Origin of the sequence: Paenibacillus sp. O199, from assembly GCF_001636635.1 — a bacterium.
Taxonomy (GTDB): Bacteria; Bacillota; Bacilli; order Paenibacillales; family Paenibacillaceae; genus Paenibacillus; species Paenibacillus marchantiae.
The window spans coordinates 312,580-329,109 of sequence record NZ_LGRP01000004.1; the positions used below are offsets into that span (position 1 = coordinate 312,580).

10 protein-coding genes are annotated in these 16,530 nt (G+C 46.5%); 7 read left to right on the forward strand and 3 right to left on the reverse strand.

The window, feature by feature from the left end:
- Positions 1–49: 49 nt before the first annotated feature.
- Positions 50–898: a DUF2161 domain-containing phosphodiesterase gene (locus A6049_RS08745; protein WP_063564260.1), complete on the reverse strand. Its 849-nt coding sequence runs from the start codon at positions 896–898 to the stop codon at positions 50–52.
- Between the two features lie 361 nt (positions 899–1,259).
- Between A6049_RS08745 and A6049_RS08750 the strand changes: the two genes are divergently transcribed.
- From A6049_RS08750 to A6049_RS08780, 7 genes are all read left to right on the forward strand, one after another.
- Positions 1,260–3,155: a PrkA family serine protein kinase gene (locus A6049_RS08750; protein ID WP_063564261.1), complete on the forward strand. Its 1,896-nt coding sequence runs from the start codon at positions 1,260–1,262 to the stop codon at positions 3,153–3,155.
- Positions 3,156–3,400: 245 nt separating this feature from the next.
- Positions 3,401–4,405, forward strand: coding sequence for a globin-coupled sensor protein (locus A6049_RS08755; RefSeq protein WP_063564262.1), 1,005 nt, complete (start codon positions 3,401–3,403; stop codon positions 4,403–4,405).
- Positions 4,406–4,534: 129 nt separating this feature from the next.
- Positions 4,535–5,539 (forward strand): LacI family DNA-binding transcriptional regulator, encoded by a 1,005-nt coding sequence (locus A6049_RS08760; RefSeq protein ID WP_063564263.1) that lies wholly within the window; start codon positions 4,535–4,537, stop codon positions 5,537–5,539.
- 234 nt (positions 5,540–5,773) lie between these two features.
- Positions 5,774–7,390, forward strand: coding sequence for a response regulator (locus A6049_RS08765; protein WP_205411999.1), 1,617 nt, complete (start codon positions 5,774–5,776; stop codon positions 7,388–7,390).
- Positions 7,391–7,402: 12 nt separating this feature from the next.
- A complete protein-coding gene (locus A6049_RS08770) occupies positions 7,403–9,172 on the forward strand; it encodes a sensor histidine kinase (RefSeq protein WP_342671815.1) in 1,770 nt (589 codons plus the stop codon).
- Positions 9,173–9,288: 116 nt separating this feature from the next.
- Positions 9,289–10,950 (forward strand): ABC transporter substrate-binding protein, encoded by a 1,662-nt coding sequence (locus tag A6049_RS08775; RefSeq protein ID WP_063564265.1) that lies wholly within the window; start codon positions 9,289–9,291, stop codon positions 10,948–10,950.
- Between the two features lie 299 nt (positions 10,951–11,249).
- Entirely contained in the window at positions 11,250–13,721 is a 2,472-nt protein-coding gene (locus tag A6049_RS08780; protein ID WP_063564266.1) for a bifunctional diguanylate cyclase/phosphodiesterase, read from the forward strand.
- Between the two features lie 65 nt (positions 13,722–13,786).
- Here A6049_RS08780 and A6049_RS08785 read toward each other — a convergent pair whose 3' ends face one another.
- Positions 13,787–15,226 (reverse strand): SpoVR family protein, encoded by a 1,440-nt coding sequence (locus A6049_RS08785; RefSeq protein ID WP_063564267.1) that lies wholly within the window; start codon positions 15,224–15,226, stop codon positions 13,787–13,789.
- The gene (gene yhbH, locus A6049_RS08790; RefSeq protein ID WP_063564268.1) at positions 15,223–16,389 is read right to left on the reverse strand and encodes a sporulation protein YhbH; all 1,167 of its coding nucleotides are present in this window, start codon (positions 16,387–16,389) and stop codon (positions 15,223–15,225) included. The genes A6049_RS08785 and yhbH overlap by 4 nt, the downstream gene beginning before the upstream one ends.
- Positions 16,390–16,530 lie beyond the last annotated feature (141 nt).

Consider the following 16,530-nt stretch of genomic DNA (forward strand, 5'->3'; position numbering starts at 1 on the left):
TGGGCTTTTTCGCATCTTCATTTTGCATGAAGCTACGTTACCTGTTGCCTCAGTCATTCTTTCCATGGATCAGGTAGGGCTCCGCTACTTCCGCAATAAACTCAAGCTCACTGTCGTCATGTTGATTCAAGGAAATATCCATTTCTAGTTCATTTATACTCCGTTCAATCATATCATTATCCTCAAGCATGTGAGCATGCTCAGTTAGTGCCTGCACACCCTTAACCGTCAGCACATATCGTCCACGGGATAAGCGCTCGAACCAGCCATAATAGTTTTTTTGCAAAATGGCCGCAGCGGAACCCACACTTGTCTGTTTACTGATCGAGGCGGGGGAGGCTTCTCCCTGAGCGCGAAGGGCGGAAGCTACACGTAATGCTTTTTCCCTGTAAGCGGTGACCAGCTGCCTGCGTGTGCTTCCTCCTGTGTTGTAGTCACCACTTCGCTCGTCGAATTCCTTCAGCAGTCGTTGCCGCCGTATACCGCCTTTACGGACACCGGTGCTGCCGCTACCAGACATAGGAGCTTGGGCAGCAGGTTCGCACAGCACATCAATCAGAGGTGATTTGGTTTTGTAGAACGTAACGGTGATAAGCCCTAGCCCAAGTTGTCTGCACAGTGCGGTCAATTCGCCCCAGCGCTGGTTCACGGCACCACGCTTGCTGCGGTTCCGCTCAACTGCCAGATACACGAAGGGGCTGAGCTTCAGGCGCTGCATTCCCTGTAACAGCAGAGACAGATTAAATGTTTTTTTCATCTCCACAATGAGTGGTTCATTCTGATCCGATTTGACCCCAACCAGGTCACAATGTTTGACTTCAGCCTTCACGTCGTAGCCGCGTCGTTCGAAAAAAGCCTTTACAGGCGAATATAACTCGGTTTCGTACTTTACTGCCATCGTTTCTGCTCCTTTCCTGAAGTGGCTCGTCTCTGGCCATCTATTGTTCCGTTTTCTGAATTTAGAACCTTCATTATATCATATCCGTTCTTTTTTTTCTGAGCGCACAAGATGTCTGATAGAACAGGGAAAGCCTCAAATTAAGACCTGCAGATCGAAAAAAAGAGGTCAACTTATCCGATTTGCCGCATAGGTATGTAATACACTTTTCACAACAATACATGATGTTTGGACAGAGGGTGGCGGGACTAATCCGGACCGCAAGATTGGTATTCAAGCACAAGCCGTAATTCTATTGATTTCTTCATACCATTCGGAATGGTTGACAATCACACTAAAGGAGCCATGGGAGGTACCAAGCATGAATATTTTTGAACGCGTTGCGGAACATCGGGCAGAGAGTGACCGTTTATCATGGAACGGGACATTTGAAGATTATATTGCACTGCTGAGAGAGGACCCGACTCCGGCAATGACGGCTCACGCACGAGTGTACCAGATGATTGAATCATTTGGCGTGGAAGAAGTTGGGGGGCACAAACGGTACAAGTTTTTTGAACAGGAGATTTTTGGGCTAGATCGGTCCATTGAAAAGCTGGTGGAAGAATATTTCCACTCGGCAGCACGCCGTCTGGATGTTCGCAAACGGATTCTGCTGCTTATGGGTCCGGTCAGCGGAGGTAAGTCAACACTGGTAACGCTGCTGAAACGTGGCCTTGAACAATTCTCCCGCACAGAGAAGGGTGCTATATACGCCATTGACGGATGCCCAATGCATGAGGAGCCCTTGCATCTGATTCCGCTGGAGCTTCGTCCCGAAGTGGAAAAGGAGATCGGTGTCCGCATTGAGGGCAATCTCTGCCCATCCTGCCAGATGCGTCTTCGGACCGAATATGGCGGTGATATTAGCAAGGTGCGAGTGGAACGGGTCACCATTTCCGAGGATAACCGGGTGGGAATCGGAACATTCAGTCCATCCGATCCCAAATCCCAGGATATTGCCGATCTGACGGGAAGTATCGACTTCTCAACCATTACTGAATTCGGCTCCGAGTCCGATCCACGCGCCTATCGTTTTGACGGTGAATTGAACAAGGCCAACCGTGGATTGATGGAATTTCAGGAAATGCTGAAATGTGATGAGAAGTTTCTGTGGAACCTGTTATCACTGACGCAGGAAGGAAATTTTAAAGCAGGCCGATTTGCCTTGATCAGTGCGGATGAAATGATTGTGGCGCATACGAATGAATCCGAGTACAAATCATTTATTTCCAACAAAAAGAATGAAGCCTTGCAATCCCGGATGATCGTCATGCCAATTCCCTACAACCTGAAGGTCTCCGAGGAAGAGAAGATTTATGGCAAGCTCATTCAGCAAAGTGATATGAAGCATGTCCATATTGCACCGCATGCCCTGCGGACTGCAGCCATTTTCTCCATACTTACCCGCTTGAAAGAAACGAAGAAACAAGGCATGGATCTGGTCAAAAAAATGCGGATGTATGACGGTGAAGAAGTCGAAGGGTACAAAGAAGCTGATCTGCGTGAGATGCAAAATGAATATTTGGATGAAGGCATGTCGGGCATTGACCCGCGTTATGTCATCAACCGGATATCCAGTGCTTTGATTAAGCAAAACCTTCAGTGCATTAACGCGCTGGATATTCTCCGGGCGATCAAGGATGGTCTGGATCAGCATGCTTCGATTTCAAAAGAGGAACGTGAGCGTTATCTGAACTTTATTGCCCTGGCTAGGAAAGAATATGATGAGCTGGCGAAGAAGGAAGTGCAGAAAGCATTTGTCTACTCGTTCGAAGAGTCGGCCAGAACGCTGTTCGAAAATTACCTCGATAATATCGAGGCATTCTGCAACTGGGCCAAAATTCGTGATCCACTGACGGATGAGGAGATGGACCCGGATGAGCGCTTGATGCGTTCGATAGAGGAGCAGATCGGTATTTCCGAAAATGCCAAAAAGGCTTTCAGGGAAGAGATATTGATCCGCATCTCGGCTTATTCCCGCAAGGAACGGAAGTTCGAATACAGCAGTCATGATCGTTTGCGTGAAGCTATTGAAAAGAAACTGTTCACTGACTTGAAGGATATTGTGAAGATTACAACTTCAACCAAGACACCAGATGCGACGCAACTGAAACGAATGAATGAAGTGATTAAACGTTTGATTGAAGAACATGGATATACCGCAGCCAGCGCGAATGAACTGCTCCGTTATGTGGGCAGCCTGTTGAATCGCTAATCTGCAACGAACCATTCCGGATCAGGCTCCTGACGCCTGCTGTGAGGCTCCTTCACAGCAGGGTCAGGGGTCTTTTTATATGGGGGAGATGTACAATTAAGACTAATAAACTGACAAAGAAGGTCAATTCCATGACAAATTAGTTCTTATGGTATATGTTAAATTAGGTCATTTAGTCTATAATCGATACAGATATTTACAATTTAATATTTTTTGTGGTTATTAAGGAGCTGACAGAACTAGTTATGAGTATTGCTATAGCAAGACAACAACAACTTGATTATATTGGATTGACCGCCGGAGATCTGCAATTGCTTGCTGATCATCGACCTGCTTTTGAGAAAGTCGTGGACGAAGTGGTGGACCACTTCTACAATCATGTGGGCAATTATCCGAATTTGGTCGATCTGATTGCCCGCTTCTCTTCCATTGATCGTTTGAAGGAAACACAAAAGCTATACTGGTTATCCATGACCGATGGTGTAGTTGATGATGCATACATTGAACAGCGCATTGCAATCGGACTGGTCCATTCCCGCATTGGTTTGTCCGAAGATTATTACTTGGGCACGTATATGGTTTATCTCGATATTGCAACAAGCATATTCCAGCAAGTCATTCCTGAACGCTGGCATGTGGTCATTCAGGCCCTTAGTAAAATGTTCAACCTCGACTCACAGCTTGTATTGGAGGCTTACGAGAAGAAGGAAAAGGAAAAATTAAATCAACTCGCTGAAGATCAGCAGCATACGTTGCTGGCGATCACGCAGATTACCCAGCAGTTGACGGGCATGATTAGTGAATTGAACGAAAATGCTCAGGCGATCTCTGATGTGGCCAGAGAAACGGCTGCCTCTCAGGATCAGGCCAATGGACTGTTGGAAGAGCTGACTAAGGAAATTCATCAGATTGGCAAAATGGGTGAGATCATTCGTGAAATCTCGGATCAGAGTCATCTAGTGGGTTTGAATGCCGCCATTGAAGCTGCACATGCAGGAGAATTTGGACGGGGATTCGAGGTGGTTGCCAGTGAGGTTCGCAAGCTTGCGGCTAGTTCCCGAGAAGCTCAAGGAAAAATTCAGTCGAACTTGGCACAGATCATGAAGAAGCTGGGCAGTGTTCAACAGGAGTCAGAGCACACTGCTTCGGGAGCAAGGCGTCAGGCATCCCGTTCAGAAGAGCTTGCGGTTTTTGCTACCACTATGGAGAAACTGGCACTTGATCTCAGGAAATTAGATCAACAGGAATAGGCGGTAATACTGGCTGGAAGCTGAGATACCGTTTCTGGCTGTTTTAAGCTATAATGGGTAGACAAACCTGCCGATGTTATAGTGAATGCAGCCGGAGACAGGGGATTTGAAAGAGGTTGAGGTGATCAGGTGGCTTCTATCCATGATGTGGCCAAAGAGGCGGGCGTATCTGTTGCAACCGTTTCCAAAGTGCTGAACGATTATCCCGATGTAAGTGACAAAACTCGCAAAAAAGTCAATATAGCCATCGAACTATTGAAATATCAACCGAATGTGGTTGCACGTGGACTTGTAAAACGCCGTTCTTGGACGGTAGGTGTATTGTTGACGGTTCCTTTTACCAATCCGTTTGTATCGGAGTTGCTTGAAGGAATCAAAACAGCGCTGGAAAACAGCGGATACGATCTTGTTCGCTTATCTACACGTTTTGATGATCCGACATACTCGTTTATTAAACATTGCCGCAGCCGAAATGTGGATGGCGTTGTTGTATTCGGGGAAGGAAGAGACAACGAGAGTATTCAGGAATTGGTTACTGCTGAGATTCCGACGATGTTCGTTGATACCGACTTGTTTGGCAAGCGGGCAGGATACATAACGACGGATAATGCAAATGCCATTGCCATGAGTGTGAAGCATTTGCATGAACTGGGTCACCAGAAAATTGCCTATATTTCAGGTACACTTGGGCCTGCCGTAGCGAATCTTCGACTGGATGGATATCGGGAAGGTTTGCGAGTCTGCGGCATTCCATATTCAACGGTGTATCTGGAGGTCTGTGACTATTCTTTCGATGGTGGCAGTAAGGCAGCTCGCCGATTGCTTGCATTGAAGGACCAGCCTACGGGGATTGTCTGTGCTTCAGATATGTCTGCTTTTGGTGCGATCCACGAAATTGAGAAGCATGGTTTACGGGTGCCTGAGGATGTATCTGTTGTTGGATTTGATAACACATACTATGCGGAAGTGTTCAAACCGGGGTTGACCACAATTAATCAAAACATTCATTCCATTGGAATCAAATCCATCGAATATCTGATCGCCATGATTGAAAATCCTGCTTATACTCCACCAGTCATAACGGAGCCATCCAATCTGGTGATTCGTCAAACGACTGCACCTGTGCAATCGTAGAGGTCTTCGAACCAGCACAGCCTATGGGCTGTGCTTTTTTGGTATGCCATTTCTTTTTGGGGAATAACGGATATCAGAAGTTGTTGTGCAATGCTTGCAGGAAAAGCTGTTGACTTTTTACCACACAGACCTTAACAATAAAAGGCAGAATAATACAAAATTTTATGTAATCGCTTTCTTTACTGATGAATATAGGGACACTGCAATTGTCATTCAAAGGGAAGGGTGATGGGCATGCATCGGGTACTGCTGGTTGATGATGAAGTATACGCACGAAAAGGACTTAGAAAACTGATCCGCTGGGAAGCATGCGGGTTCGAAGTGGCTGGAGAGGCGAATGATGGGGATGAGGCTAGTACCCGGATCGAAGAGCTACAGCCTGACGTTGTCATTACGGACATACGTATGCCGGAGACGGATGGACTGGAATTGATCCGGCGCACGGTTGAGCGTAATGAGCAGGTTCTAAATAAGTGCAAACAGCCCTATTTTATCATCGTGAGTGGATATAATGATTTTGCTTATGCCCAGCAGGCCGTGAGGTACGGGGTACAGGATTATATTTTGAAGCCAATTGATGAGATTGAACTGGAAGGGACTTTACGCAAGTTGGCGGAGGAGTTGAATCGGCGCAAGCATGCTGAACAAACCCGACGTGAGCAGGAATACGTCAGATTACTTAATCAGTTTATTTATGGCGAATCGGATTTGGAAACGGTTGAACAATGGATTGAACTGACGGGTACAAGTGCTAACGATCCGCTGGCATATCTGCTGTTTGAGAATAACACGCCACATTTCCAGGTTTCGGATACTGTTCAAGAGGAGGGGCCGGGGGCCAGGAACGGAGAAAATTTTGGCCGGATTGTGCAGTCTGTTCTTGGAAAGATGTATGCAAATCGCTCATATCTGCATGTAAAAGAGCACGGCGAACGTATCGGAGTTCTGTTAACTCCGGAACATCTACGCCCTTATTCAATGAATCTACATGCGGTTGCCGGGCAAATGCAATCCTGCTTCGCCGAAATGGGTCATGACTCTGTATGCATATATATCGGGAAGGTTTGTTATGAACCTTTACTCATTGGACATGCCTATCAAACCGCACTGAAGGCGATTTCCTATAAATTTATTTCAGAGAAGAGTGGGATCGTTCTGTATGATGACATGCTGCATGAGTCTGTACAGTGGGTGCATATCGATCATGAAAAGGAGCAGGAGCTCCTGACACTTATGGAGGAACAACGGATTCAGGCGTTAGAGTATGCAATGGGTGAATGGTTCACCGATATGAGAACGGCCAATTACGCTCCTGTTGCAGTGACGTCTGCAATCCACCAACTGATCTCAGCGGTTCTATCGATTCTGAAATCGGCTGAGGCGAATGTGAAAGAGATACCTTCGTTCAAGCTAATTTTGGCATGGCAAGCAGATCGGGGAACGTTGGCTGAGGCCAGACAGTTGTTGACGGTTTTCATGCTGGATTCAGCGCGGAAGCTGGCGGAACAGCGTCAGTACAATCACAGGGGTGCCATGACGAAAATCAAACATTATATTGAAGCCAACTACAGCAGCAATATTAGTTTGAGAAGTATTGCCTCCGAATTTTACATGAATCCGGTCTATTTGGGTCAACGCTTCCGCAAGGTGTATGGCGTGTATTTCAACGACTTCCTGCTTCAACTTCGGATGGAGGAAGCCAAGAAGCTGCTGCGTCAGACGGATATGCGAGTATATGAAATTGCCGAGAGGGTTGGGTTTGGAAGCAGTGATTATTTCGCGACTCAATTTGAGAAAAAGGAATCATGCGCTCCTACGGAATATCGAAATCGCATCATGGATGAAGGGTAGGGAGATGAAAGCGTGAAGCTCAACTTTTTTAATAATATCCGCTTACGCGATAAAATGCTGATCTTATATCTCTTCTTTGTACTCGTACCCGTTATTCTAACTAATGTTATTTTCTATCAGGTGACTATAGCGAACGTAAAATCCCAGCGAATGGCTGACCTCTCCAAAGGAATGGAACAGATTCGAAGTCAATTTATGGGGGAAATTCGCAATGCGGCCGATTTTTCCTCAAGCTTTTATACGGATAGTATACTGAATGACATGCTGGATGTGAATTACACCAATCCGGTTCAGTATATCGAAGCCTACGATTCTTATCTTCGCAAAATCCTGAATACCTATTACTCCGGTTACCGCTCCCTCCAAGGTTTGACGATATATGTGGATAACAAAAGTGTACTGCCTTCCGGGGGAGTTGAGTTTCTAACCGAAGAGGTTCGACAGTCCGAGCCATACAGGCTGCTGGCAAACAGTAAACATTCCGCACCCATTCTGATGAGATCCGGTCCTGAAGGGAATCGGCAGACGTTCAGCATTTTACGCAAACTCAATTATTATGAAGCTCTGCCCGGGTGGAAGGAAAAGTTCATACGATTGGATCTGAAGCCATCGACGATTCGCCAGATTTTCACCAACCTTAATGTACAGGGCAACCTGTATCTGATTAATCCGGCTGGACAAATAGACTACTCGACGGATTCTGGTATCCCATGGTCCAGTCAACTCGTGAATTATAGTGATGTCATGGATCAACAAAGTAAGAAAGAGTTCGAAATGGCTTATCCATTGTCCGGTGAAATGGAGGGATGGAAAATCAACGGAGTGTTTGATGAATCCGAAATTTACAAGGAATTGGGCAAACCCAGTCACCTTGTCGTTGTGCTGGCCTGTATCAATCTGATACTGCCGACCTGGATTATTATCTGGATGACACGCACAATCCACGTGAGGCTGGCTCGAATACTGAAACACATGGAAAAAGTGAAGCATCAGCGATTTGAACCGATCAGACAGCCTGAATCGTCGGACGAGATTGGGCAGCTTACAGCCGAATTCAATCGCATGATGATGACGATCCATCGTTTGATTAACGACGTCTATGTAGCAGACATTCAACATAAAAATTTGGAGTTACAGCGGCGGCATGCCCAATTAAATGCATTGCAGAGCCAGATTAATCCACACTTTTTGTTTAATGCGCTGGAGACCATCCGTATGCGCAGCCTCATGAAAGATGAGGATGAGACGGCACGAATTATTTATCATATGGCTAAAATTTTTCGAAATGCCCTCACCTGGAATCGGGATAAAGTCAGCATACGGGAGGAATTGGAGTATGTGACCTGTTTTCTTGAAATCCAGAAATATCGTTTCGGTCACAAGCTGGATTATACGATTGATCTGGACCCAGAGGCTGCGGATTGTTCCATTCCCAAGATGACATTGTTGCCTTTTGTTGAAAATGCCAGCATTCATGGTATCGAACCACTGAAGGAAGGCGGGGAAATTCGGCTTTGTATTCGACGAACAGGTACAGAACTGATCTGTGTGGTGGAGGATTCCGGGGCAGGTATGACAGAGGACAAAAGAAAGCAGCTGCTCTCTTACGTGAAAACGGAAGACGCTATGGGTGATCGCGTAGGTGTACAGAATGTCATCTATCGTCTGAAGCTGATCTACGATAGCCGGTTCCATATTCAGATCGATAGCGCTCCTAGGGCAGGCACACGTGTGGAAATTGGTTTACCCCTTGAAGATTCATCCAATCCACCAAAGCATTAAACATTCTAAGGCATAAACCTATAGTTTATCCGGTAAACAAAGTTTGTCATTAACCTTATAATGAAAGTGCTTACATTAGAGGGGGGAAAGAGGGTGCGTTCATATTGGTTAATCACATGCTGAAGCGCTGGCTGCCGGCAGTATTAGCTTTAACCATGGTGACGGCTTGTTCCTGGGGAGGAAGTGAGATTAAACCGGAAGCTGGAGCGGGGGGAGACGGCAAAGTAAGCACAGAGAAAGTGACTTTCTCGTATTTTAAAGCGGGTTCAGGCAAGGACATCAATACAAATGAAACCACAATCGGCAAAAAGCTGGAGGAACAAACCGGGGTTAATTTCAAAATTGAATACCTGGTTGGTGATATTAATACCAAAATTGGAACGATGATTGCAAGCAACAAGTACCCGGATGTGATGGTCCCGGACGGGGCTATTGACAAAATCGTGGATACGGGTGCATTTATTCCTCTCAACGATCTGATTGATCAGTATGGACCCAACATTAAACGGGTGTATGAGTCGTACTACAACCTGATGAAAGAGGAAGATGGCAACATTTATTTTCTGCCCATGAGCGCAGTGGTTGGAAACTATCTGCCTAATCCGAATGTGGATCAAGGTGCCTTCTGGGTACAGCGTCGTGTATTAAAGGAGGCTGGATATCCAAAGATCACCACACTGAATGAATACATGGATCTGATTAAACAATACGCTGACAAACATAAGGATGAAGGATTGACTGGATTCCTGTCATTGACGTATGATGATAAATTTTTTACGATCACTAATCCGGCCATGCACCTTGCAGGTTATCCGAATGATGGAGCCATTATGGTGGATATGCAGACACAGGAAGCCAAGGACTATGGGCTTACCGAAGAGACCAAACGCTGGATGCAGAAGTTGAATGAAATGAATTCATTAGGGCTGTTTGATAAGTCCTCCTTTGTCGATAACTATGACCAGTATCTTGCGAAAGTGACCAGTGGGAAAGTGCTTGGATTCTTTGATTATGCCTGGCAGGTAGGGCAGGAAATGAACAATCTGAAGGAAGCCGGTAATGACGATTTGCGTTATATGGCACTGCCGATTGTGTATGACGCAAACACCAAGGATCAGTATACTGATCCGCCGAGCTTTGTTAATAACCGGGGGATTGGCATTACCGTAAGTGCAGAAGATCCGGTCCGTATCATCCAATTCTTCGATAACCTATTAACGGATGAGAATCAGATTCTGTCCAACTGGGGGATCGAAGGAGAAACCTACGAAGTGGATGACAAGGGGCGGTTTACGCGCTCTGCGGAAATGATCCGGAAAACAGATTCAGATGAGTTCCGTCAATCGTTCGGATTCAAATATTTTGAGTACAGCTGGCCGCGTTACGGTAATGGATCGACTCTGCCTGACGGTAATTCTGTCGGTGTAGAACGACAACCCGAAGTTGCCCAATTCTCCTATACGGATGGAGATAAGCTCATTCTGGAGAAGTATGGCGTGGAGACGTTCTCTCAACTGTTCGCTGCGCCGGATGAACGTCCATGGTACCCGGCTTGGAGCATTGCTTTTGATCAAGGTTCCCCAGCCCAAATCTATGGACAGAAACGTACAGATTTGCAAAAGAAATATGTACCCAAACTAGTCCTCACCAGTCCGGCTGGCTTTAACAAGGTCTGGGATGAATATGTGAAGGAATTCAACAAGCTCGATGTGAAGGGCTATGAACAGACGATGACCGAAGAAGTTCGCAAGAAGGCAAAACTGGTCCAAGGTGAATAAGGTGGTGAGGAAAGGATGGCATGGAGGGATAAGCGCCTTCAAGGCGCGTGGTGAATGGGAATTCGACAATATTAAACATTCGTTTTATCTGGAAAAAAGTGTTGATTTTCACGTCTGGGACGTTTAGACTATATACATCAATATTAACGGGTTAGAGATGTATGACTTTGGCTTTATAATAAGTCGGTGGTCTCCAGACAAATGATGTGGAGGGAGTGCCTGTCATCCAGACAGCGCACTCGCTTTTTTTTACATTTTGCATACATACAAGGCATTTCCCGGTTGAAAGGACAAAGTGAGTGGAGCACCTACATGGAACGTACAACTTAGAACTGGTTATTTTATCTTACATTATTGCAGCGTTGGCTTCTTATGCAGCGCTTGACCTTGCGGGCCGAGTAAGTCTGGCTAAGGGCATGTCCCGAAATGTCTGGCTTACCTGCGGCGCAGTCTCTATGGGTTTGGGAATTTGGTCCATGCATTTTGTGGGCATGCTGGCTTTTGTTCTTCCTATGCATGTGTCGTATTCCACAGGTGAGGTCTTTCTATCCGTTCTGCTTGCAATCATTGCATCTGGTGTTGCGTTAAATATTGCAGGTCAGCAGTCAGGTAAAATAAGCAAGCTCCTGATCGCAGGGGTGCTCATGACCGCAGGCATTAGCAGCATGCATTACATCGGAATGGCTGCCATGTCGGTTACCATCACATATGAACCAGGCATAGTGTTGTTATCCATCCTGATCGCAGCTTTAGCTTCATTTGCTGCCTTGTGGCTCATGTTTTTCTTCCGGCAGCATCAGTCACGTTATACATGGGTGTACAAGATGGGTAGCGGACTCATTATGGGGCTGGGCATCTCGGGAATGCATTATACGGGGATGTCAGCTGCACAATTTCATCATGCACATGATGCAATGGCTGGTTCGGGGATGCAGATTGAGCCTTCACTTCTTGCGTATCTGATCGCAGCGGGTACTTTTATTGCATTAGGGTTGACCTTGTTCGGTATCTTTATTAATCAGCGTCTAACTCAGAAGGATCGCCGGATTCATGAAAATGAACAGTGGTATCAAGCCTTGTACGAAAACCATTCAGATGCCATTATTTCGGTGGATAAGCAAGGGGCTATCAAGGGGATTAATGCTGCAGTCACACGTATTACAGGATACCAGGAAAGAGAGATCATACATCATTCTATTGATGAGATTTCACAGCATGTTGATATTCATTGGGCAAGTGAAATGCATCATGTGGAATGGGATGATGATAGCCGTGAGCAGCAGCATTTCATGGGCAAAATGAAAAACGTTCAGGGAAATCTTCTTGATCTAAGTATCGCTGTAGTACCTGTACTGATTGATGGTAAACATCAGGGAAGCCATATCCTGATTAAAGACGTCACCGAGGAGAAACAGGCTCAGGAAAGCATCCGCCATCAGGCTCTGCATGATCCGCTGACCGGGCTCCCTAATCGACGCAAGCTGGATGATGTGCTGGAGAGCACGATCGCGACTTCGGGGGCAGCAGGAAGTTCATTTGCGGTTATGGTGATGGATATTGACCGTTTCAAAATGATTAATGACTCTCTGGGACATTCCATTGGAGATATGTTTCTTCGAGAAGTGAGCAGCAGAATTATGAGTGCAATCCAAGATTCAGACCCGAACGCGACGGATAATGTCATGCTTGCTCGTATGGGGGGCGATGAATTCACACTGGTTGTTACCAATGAGCAGGGGAATGAAGAACGGGTGGCCGAACTGGCCGAACGGATTGTTCGAGCGATTCAGCTACCTTATCGATTAAAGGAAAATGACTTTTACGTTACAGCCAGCATCGGGATCGCAATGTATCCGTATCATGGAACAGGAGCGGATGCGTTGTTGAAGCATGCAGACTCTGCCATGTATGAAGTCAAGAAAAACGGCAAGAACGGTTTTCAGTTTTACACGGCCCAACTGGATTCGGAGCTGTATGAACGAATTGAACTGGAAGGGTATTTGCGCAAGGCACTGGAACGAGATGAGCTGGTCTTGTATTATCAACCCCAGATACGTACAGAAGACAGCCGTATGATCGGCGTGGAGGCTTTGATTCGCTGGAATCATCCAGACAAAGGCGTTCTGTCTCCGAATGTGTTCATTCCACTAGCTGAGGAGACAGGCCTGATCTATGAGATCGGGAACTGGACATTGCGCGAAGCGTGCAGACAGATGAAACTTTGGCATGCCAGTGGCGGTCCACTCATTCCGGTATCCGTTAACTTGTCTAGTCAGCAGTTTCATCAATCCAACCTAGTGGAGCAGGTCAAAAATGCACTCACGGAGACGGGCCTCGATGCCCGCTATCTTGAATTGGAAATTACAGAGAGCATGATGATGGATGCATCCGTATCCACAGGTATTCTGAATGAACTTACAGCGCTTGGAGTCAAAATCAGCCTGGATGATTTCGGGACAGGATATAGCTCGCTGAGTTATTTGAAGCATTTTCCAATTCATAAGTTAAAGATTGACCGTTCCTTCGTGACGGATATTACGGAGAGCCGGAGTGATCAGGCGATTGTGGCCACGATCATATCGATGGCTCAAAATCTGAAGATGGAAGTGATCGCGGAAGGGATCGAGACGAAAGGACAGCTGGATATTCTGATGCAAAATGATTGCCGCGAAATTCAGGGATATTATTTCAGTCGTCCATTGCCGGCAAGCGAAGTGGAGCATGACTTTTTTGTGCCACTGCGGCTGCATGGAACTCCATCGATTCTCTAAGTTCACTGAAATGCCAAGCGGCAAGTCCCCGCCTTATGCCAGGGACTTGCCGCTTTTTTGTGTTCTTATGATAAAAACTTGCGGTGGTGCTTCTTGCCATCATATGTGAACCAGATCGGTTTATCTTCCACCCGTGTTTCCACATGGACGGTACGCCCCCAAAGGCGGTACAGATAAGGCAGGGTCCGTTCCATATACTTCAGATCCAGCTCGATGCCCTCGTATTGATGCTTGAGCACGAGTTCTCCGGTGCGCAGGTAATCGGCGTCCTGAACGACGAGATACGGAGAACCACCGTTGATGCGTGAAAATACAAGCTGATCCCGTATGTTTTGCCAGGACTTGTCGGTAATTTTCCAGTCCGGGCCCTTTTTCTCGAATACGTAGAGGTCGAGGTCTTCGGTTAATTGCTTGGTCATGTAGTTGCGGATAAATGAGGTATCGGAATCGAATTCGCGTACCTCAAACATTTTGGCACGACCCTGCCCTGGTTGACGCCCAAAACGTTCTCTTTCTTCGCGGGACGGGTTATCCCAGCGACGTTCAATATCTTCGAATATTTTCAGCCCTAAATAGTAGGGATTCAAACTTTGCTTGGATGGCTGCACGACGGAAGAGTTCAGTTTGGCAAATTCAATCGTATCCTCACTGTTCAGGTCCAGCTCCCGTATAATACGTTGATGCCAGTAGGAGGCCCAGCCTTCATTCATAATTTTCGTTTCCATCTGCGGCCAGAAATAGAGCATTTCCTCACGCATCATACTCATAATATCCCGCTGCCAATCAGTCAACACTTCGGAAAATTCCTGGATAAACCACATGACATCCTTTTCCGGTTCTGGTGGGAAGTGATGCACTTGTATTCCCTCCGCAGGTGTTTCCTCGGGCTGGGTATCATCAAGGGACCACAAGTCATCATAGCGACCTTCCGGCTTTGGCGTTTTCTCCCCACGCTGCTCCCGCATTTTCATCTCCATATAACGTTGTTTGTCCAAATGGCGGGGTTTGATCAACTGTGGATCAACATGTTCCTGAATCGCAATAACGGCATCGATAAACGCTTCAACAGCCTCTGTACCATATTCCATCTCATAGTTGCTGATCCGATCAGCCGTCGCGGCCATGCTCTCCACCATATTACGATTCGACTTGGAGAAGCGAGCATTGTTTTTGAAAAAATCGCAGTGAGCCAGCACGTGTGCGACAATCAGCTTGTTCTGGATCAGCGAGTTGCCATCCAGCAGGAAGGCGTAACAAGGGTTGGAATTGATTACGAGCTCATAAATTTTACTGAGTCCAAAATCATATTGCATCTTCATTTTATGAAAAGTTTTCCCGAAGCTCCAGTGACTGAACCGGGTCGGCATACCATACGCTCCAAAGGTATAGATGATATCGGCAGGGCATATTTCATAACGCATCGGATAATAATCCAGGCCGAATCCATCGGCAATCTCCATAATCTCGGCAATGGCGTATTCAAGGTCGCGGATTTCATCTGTCATCTTACGCTGCCTCCTTCCCGTTTCTGGAAAAAGCTGCGCAAAGCTTTGTACACTTCGCCTTTTTCTTTGATCACATAATACATGAACTGGTCGATCTTGATATGACGATAGGCGGACATCAGTGTGCTGCTGCGGTTGTATTGGTTCACCTCGCCATATCCAAACATGTTGCTGCGCTTCATCAATTCACCAATCAGTTTGACACACCGCTCATTATCTGAGGTCAGGTTATCTCCGTCCGAGAAGTGGAAAGGGTAGATGTTGTAGCTGGAAGGTGGATAACGACTATCAATAATTTCCAGTGCCTTCATATATACAGAGGAGCAGATGGTGCCTCCACTTTCGCCGCGGGTGAAAAATTCCTCCTCGGTCACTTCCTTGGCTTCGGTATGATGGGCGAGGAAAACAATCTCAACCTTCTCATACTGACGGCGGAGGAAACGGGTCATCCAGAAGAAAAAGCTGCGTGCGCAATATTTCTCAAAGGAGCCCATGGACCCGGAAGTGTCCATCATGGCGATAATGACTGCATTGGACTGTGGAATAATTTTGTCTTCCCACGTCTTGTAACGCAGATCATCTGGACTGATATGGTGAATACCCGGTTTGCCGGTAGTGGCGTTGCGGCGCAAGTTCTCCAATATGGTGCGTTTCTTGTCAATATTGGACTGCATGCCTTTTTTGCGAATATCGTTGAATACCACTGTATGTGTCTCAATCTGATCCTTGTCTTTTTGCTTCAGATCCGGAAGCTCCAGTTCCGCAAAAAGCATATCTTCCAATTCCTCGATGCTCACCTCGGCTTCAACAATGTCATGCCCGGGCTGATCTCCGGCCTTTTCACCTTTGCCTGGTTTCTTCGAAGCGGGATCACGACCAATGACATCCCCGACCTGACTGTCACCGTCTCCCTGCCCCACATGTTTTTGCTTTTGGTAGTTATACACAAAACGGTACTCATCCAGACTGCGGATTGGTACCTTGATGATTTGTTGTCCATCGGACATAATGATGTTTTCTTCAGTAATCAAATCAGGCAGATTCTGCTTGATGACATCTTTAACCTTTTGCTGATGGCGTTGCTGGTCCTGGTACCCTTTGCGGTGAAGCGACCAATCTTCCCGGGATACGACGAACGAGTAAGGCTGGTGTGAATTTGACATGTAGGCACCCCCCATTGATTACGCGGCACAGTTTGGCCTGTCGGTAATTAAGTATATTCACGGGCGGGGACGATATGTGATGCGTGAGTAGATAAAATGATACAATTACGCGAGTTTGCCTTCCGGGATCAACTAAAATTG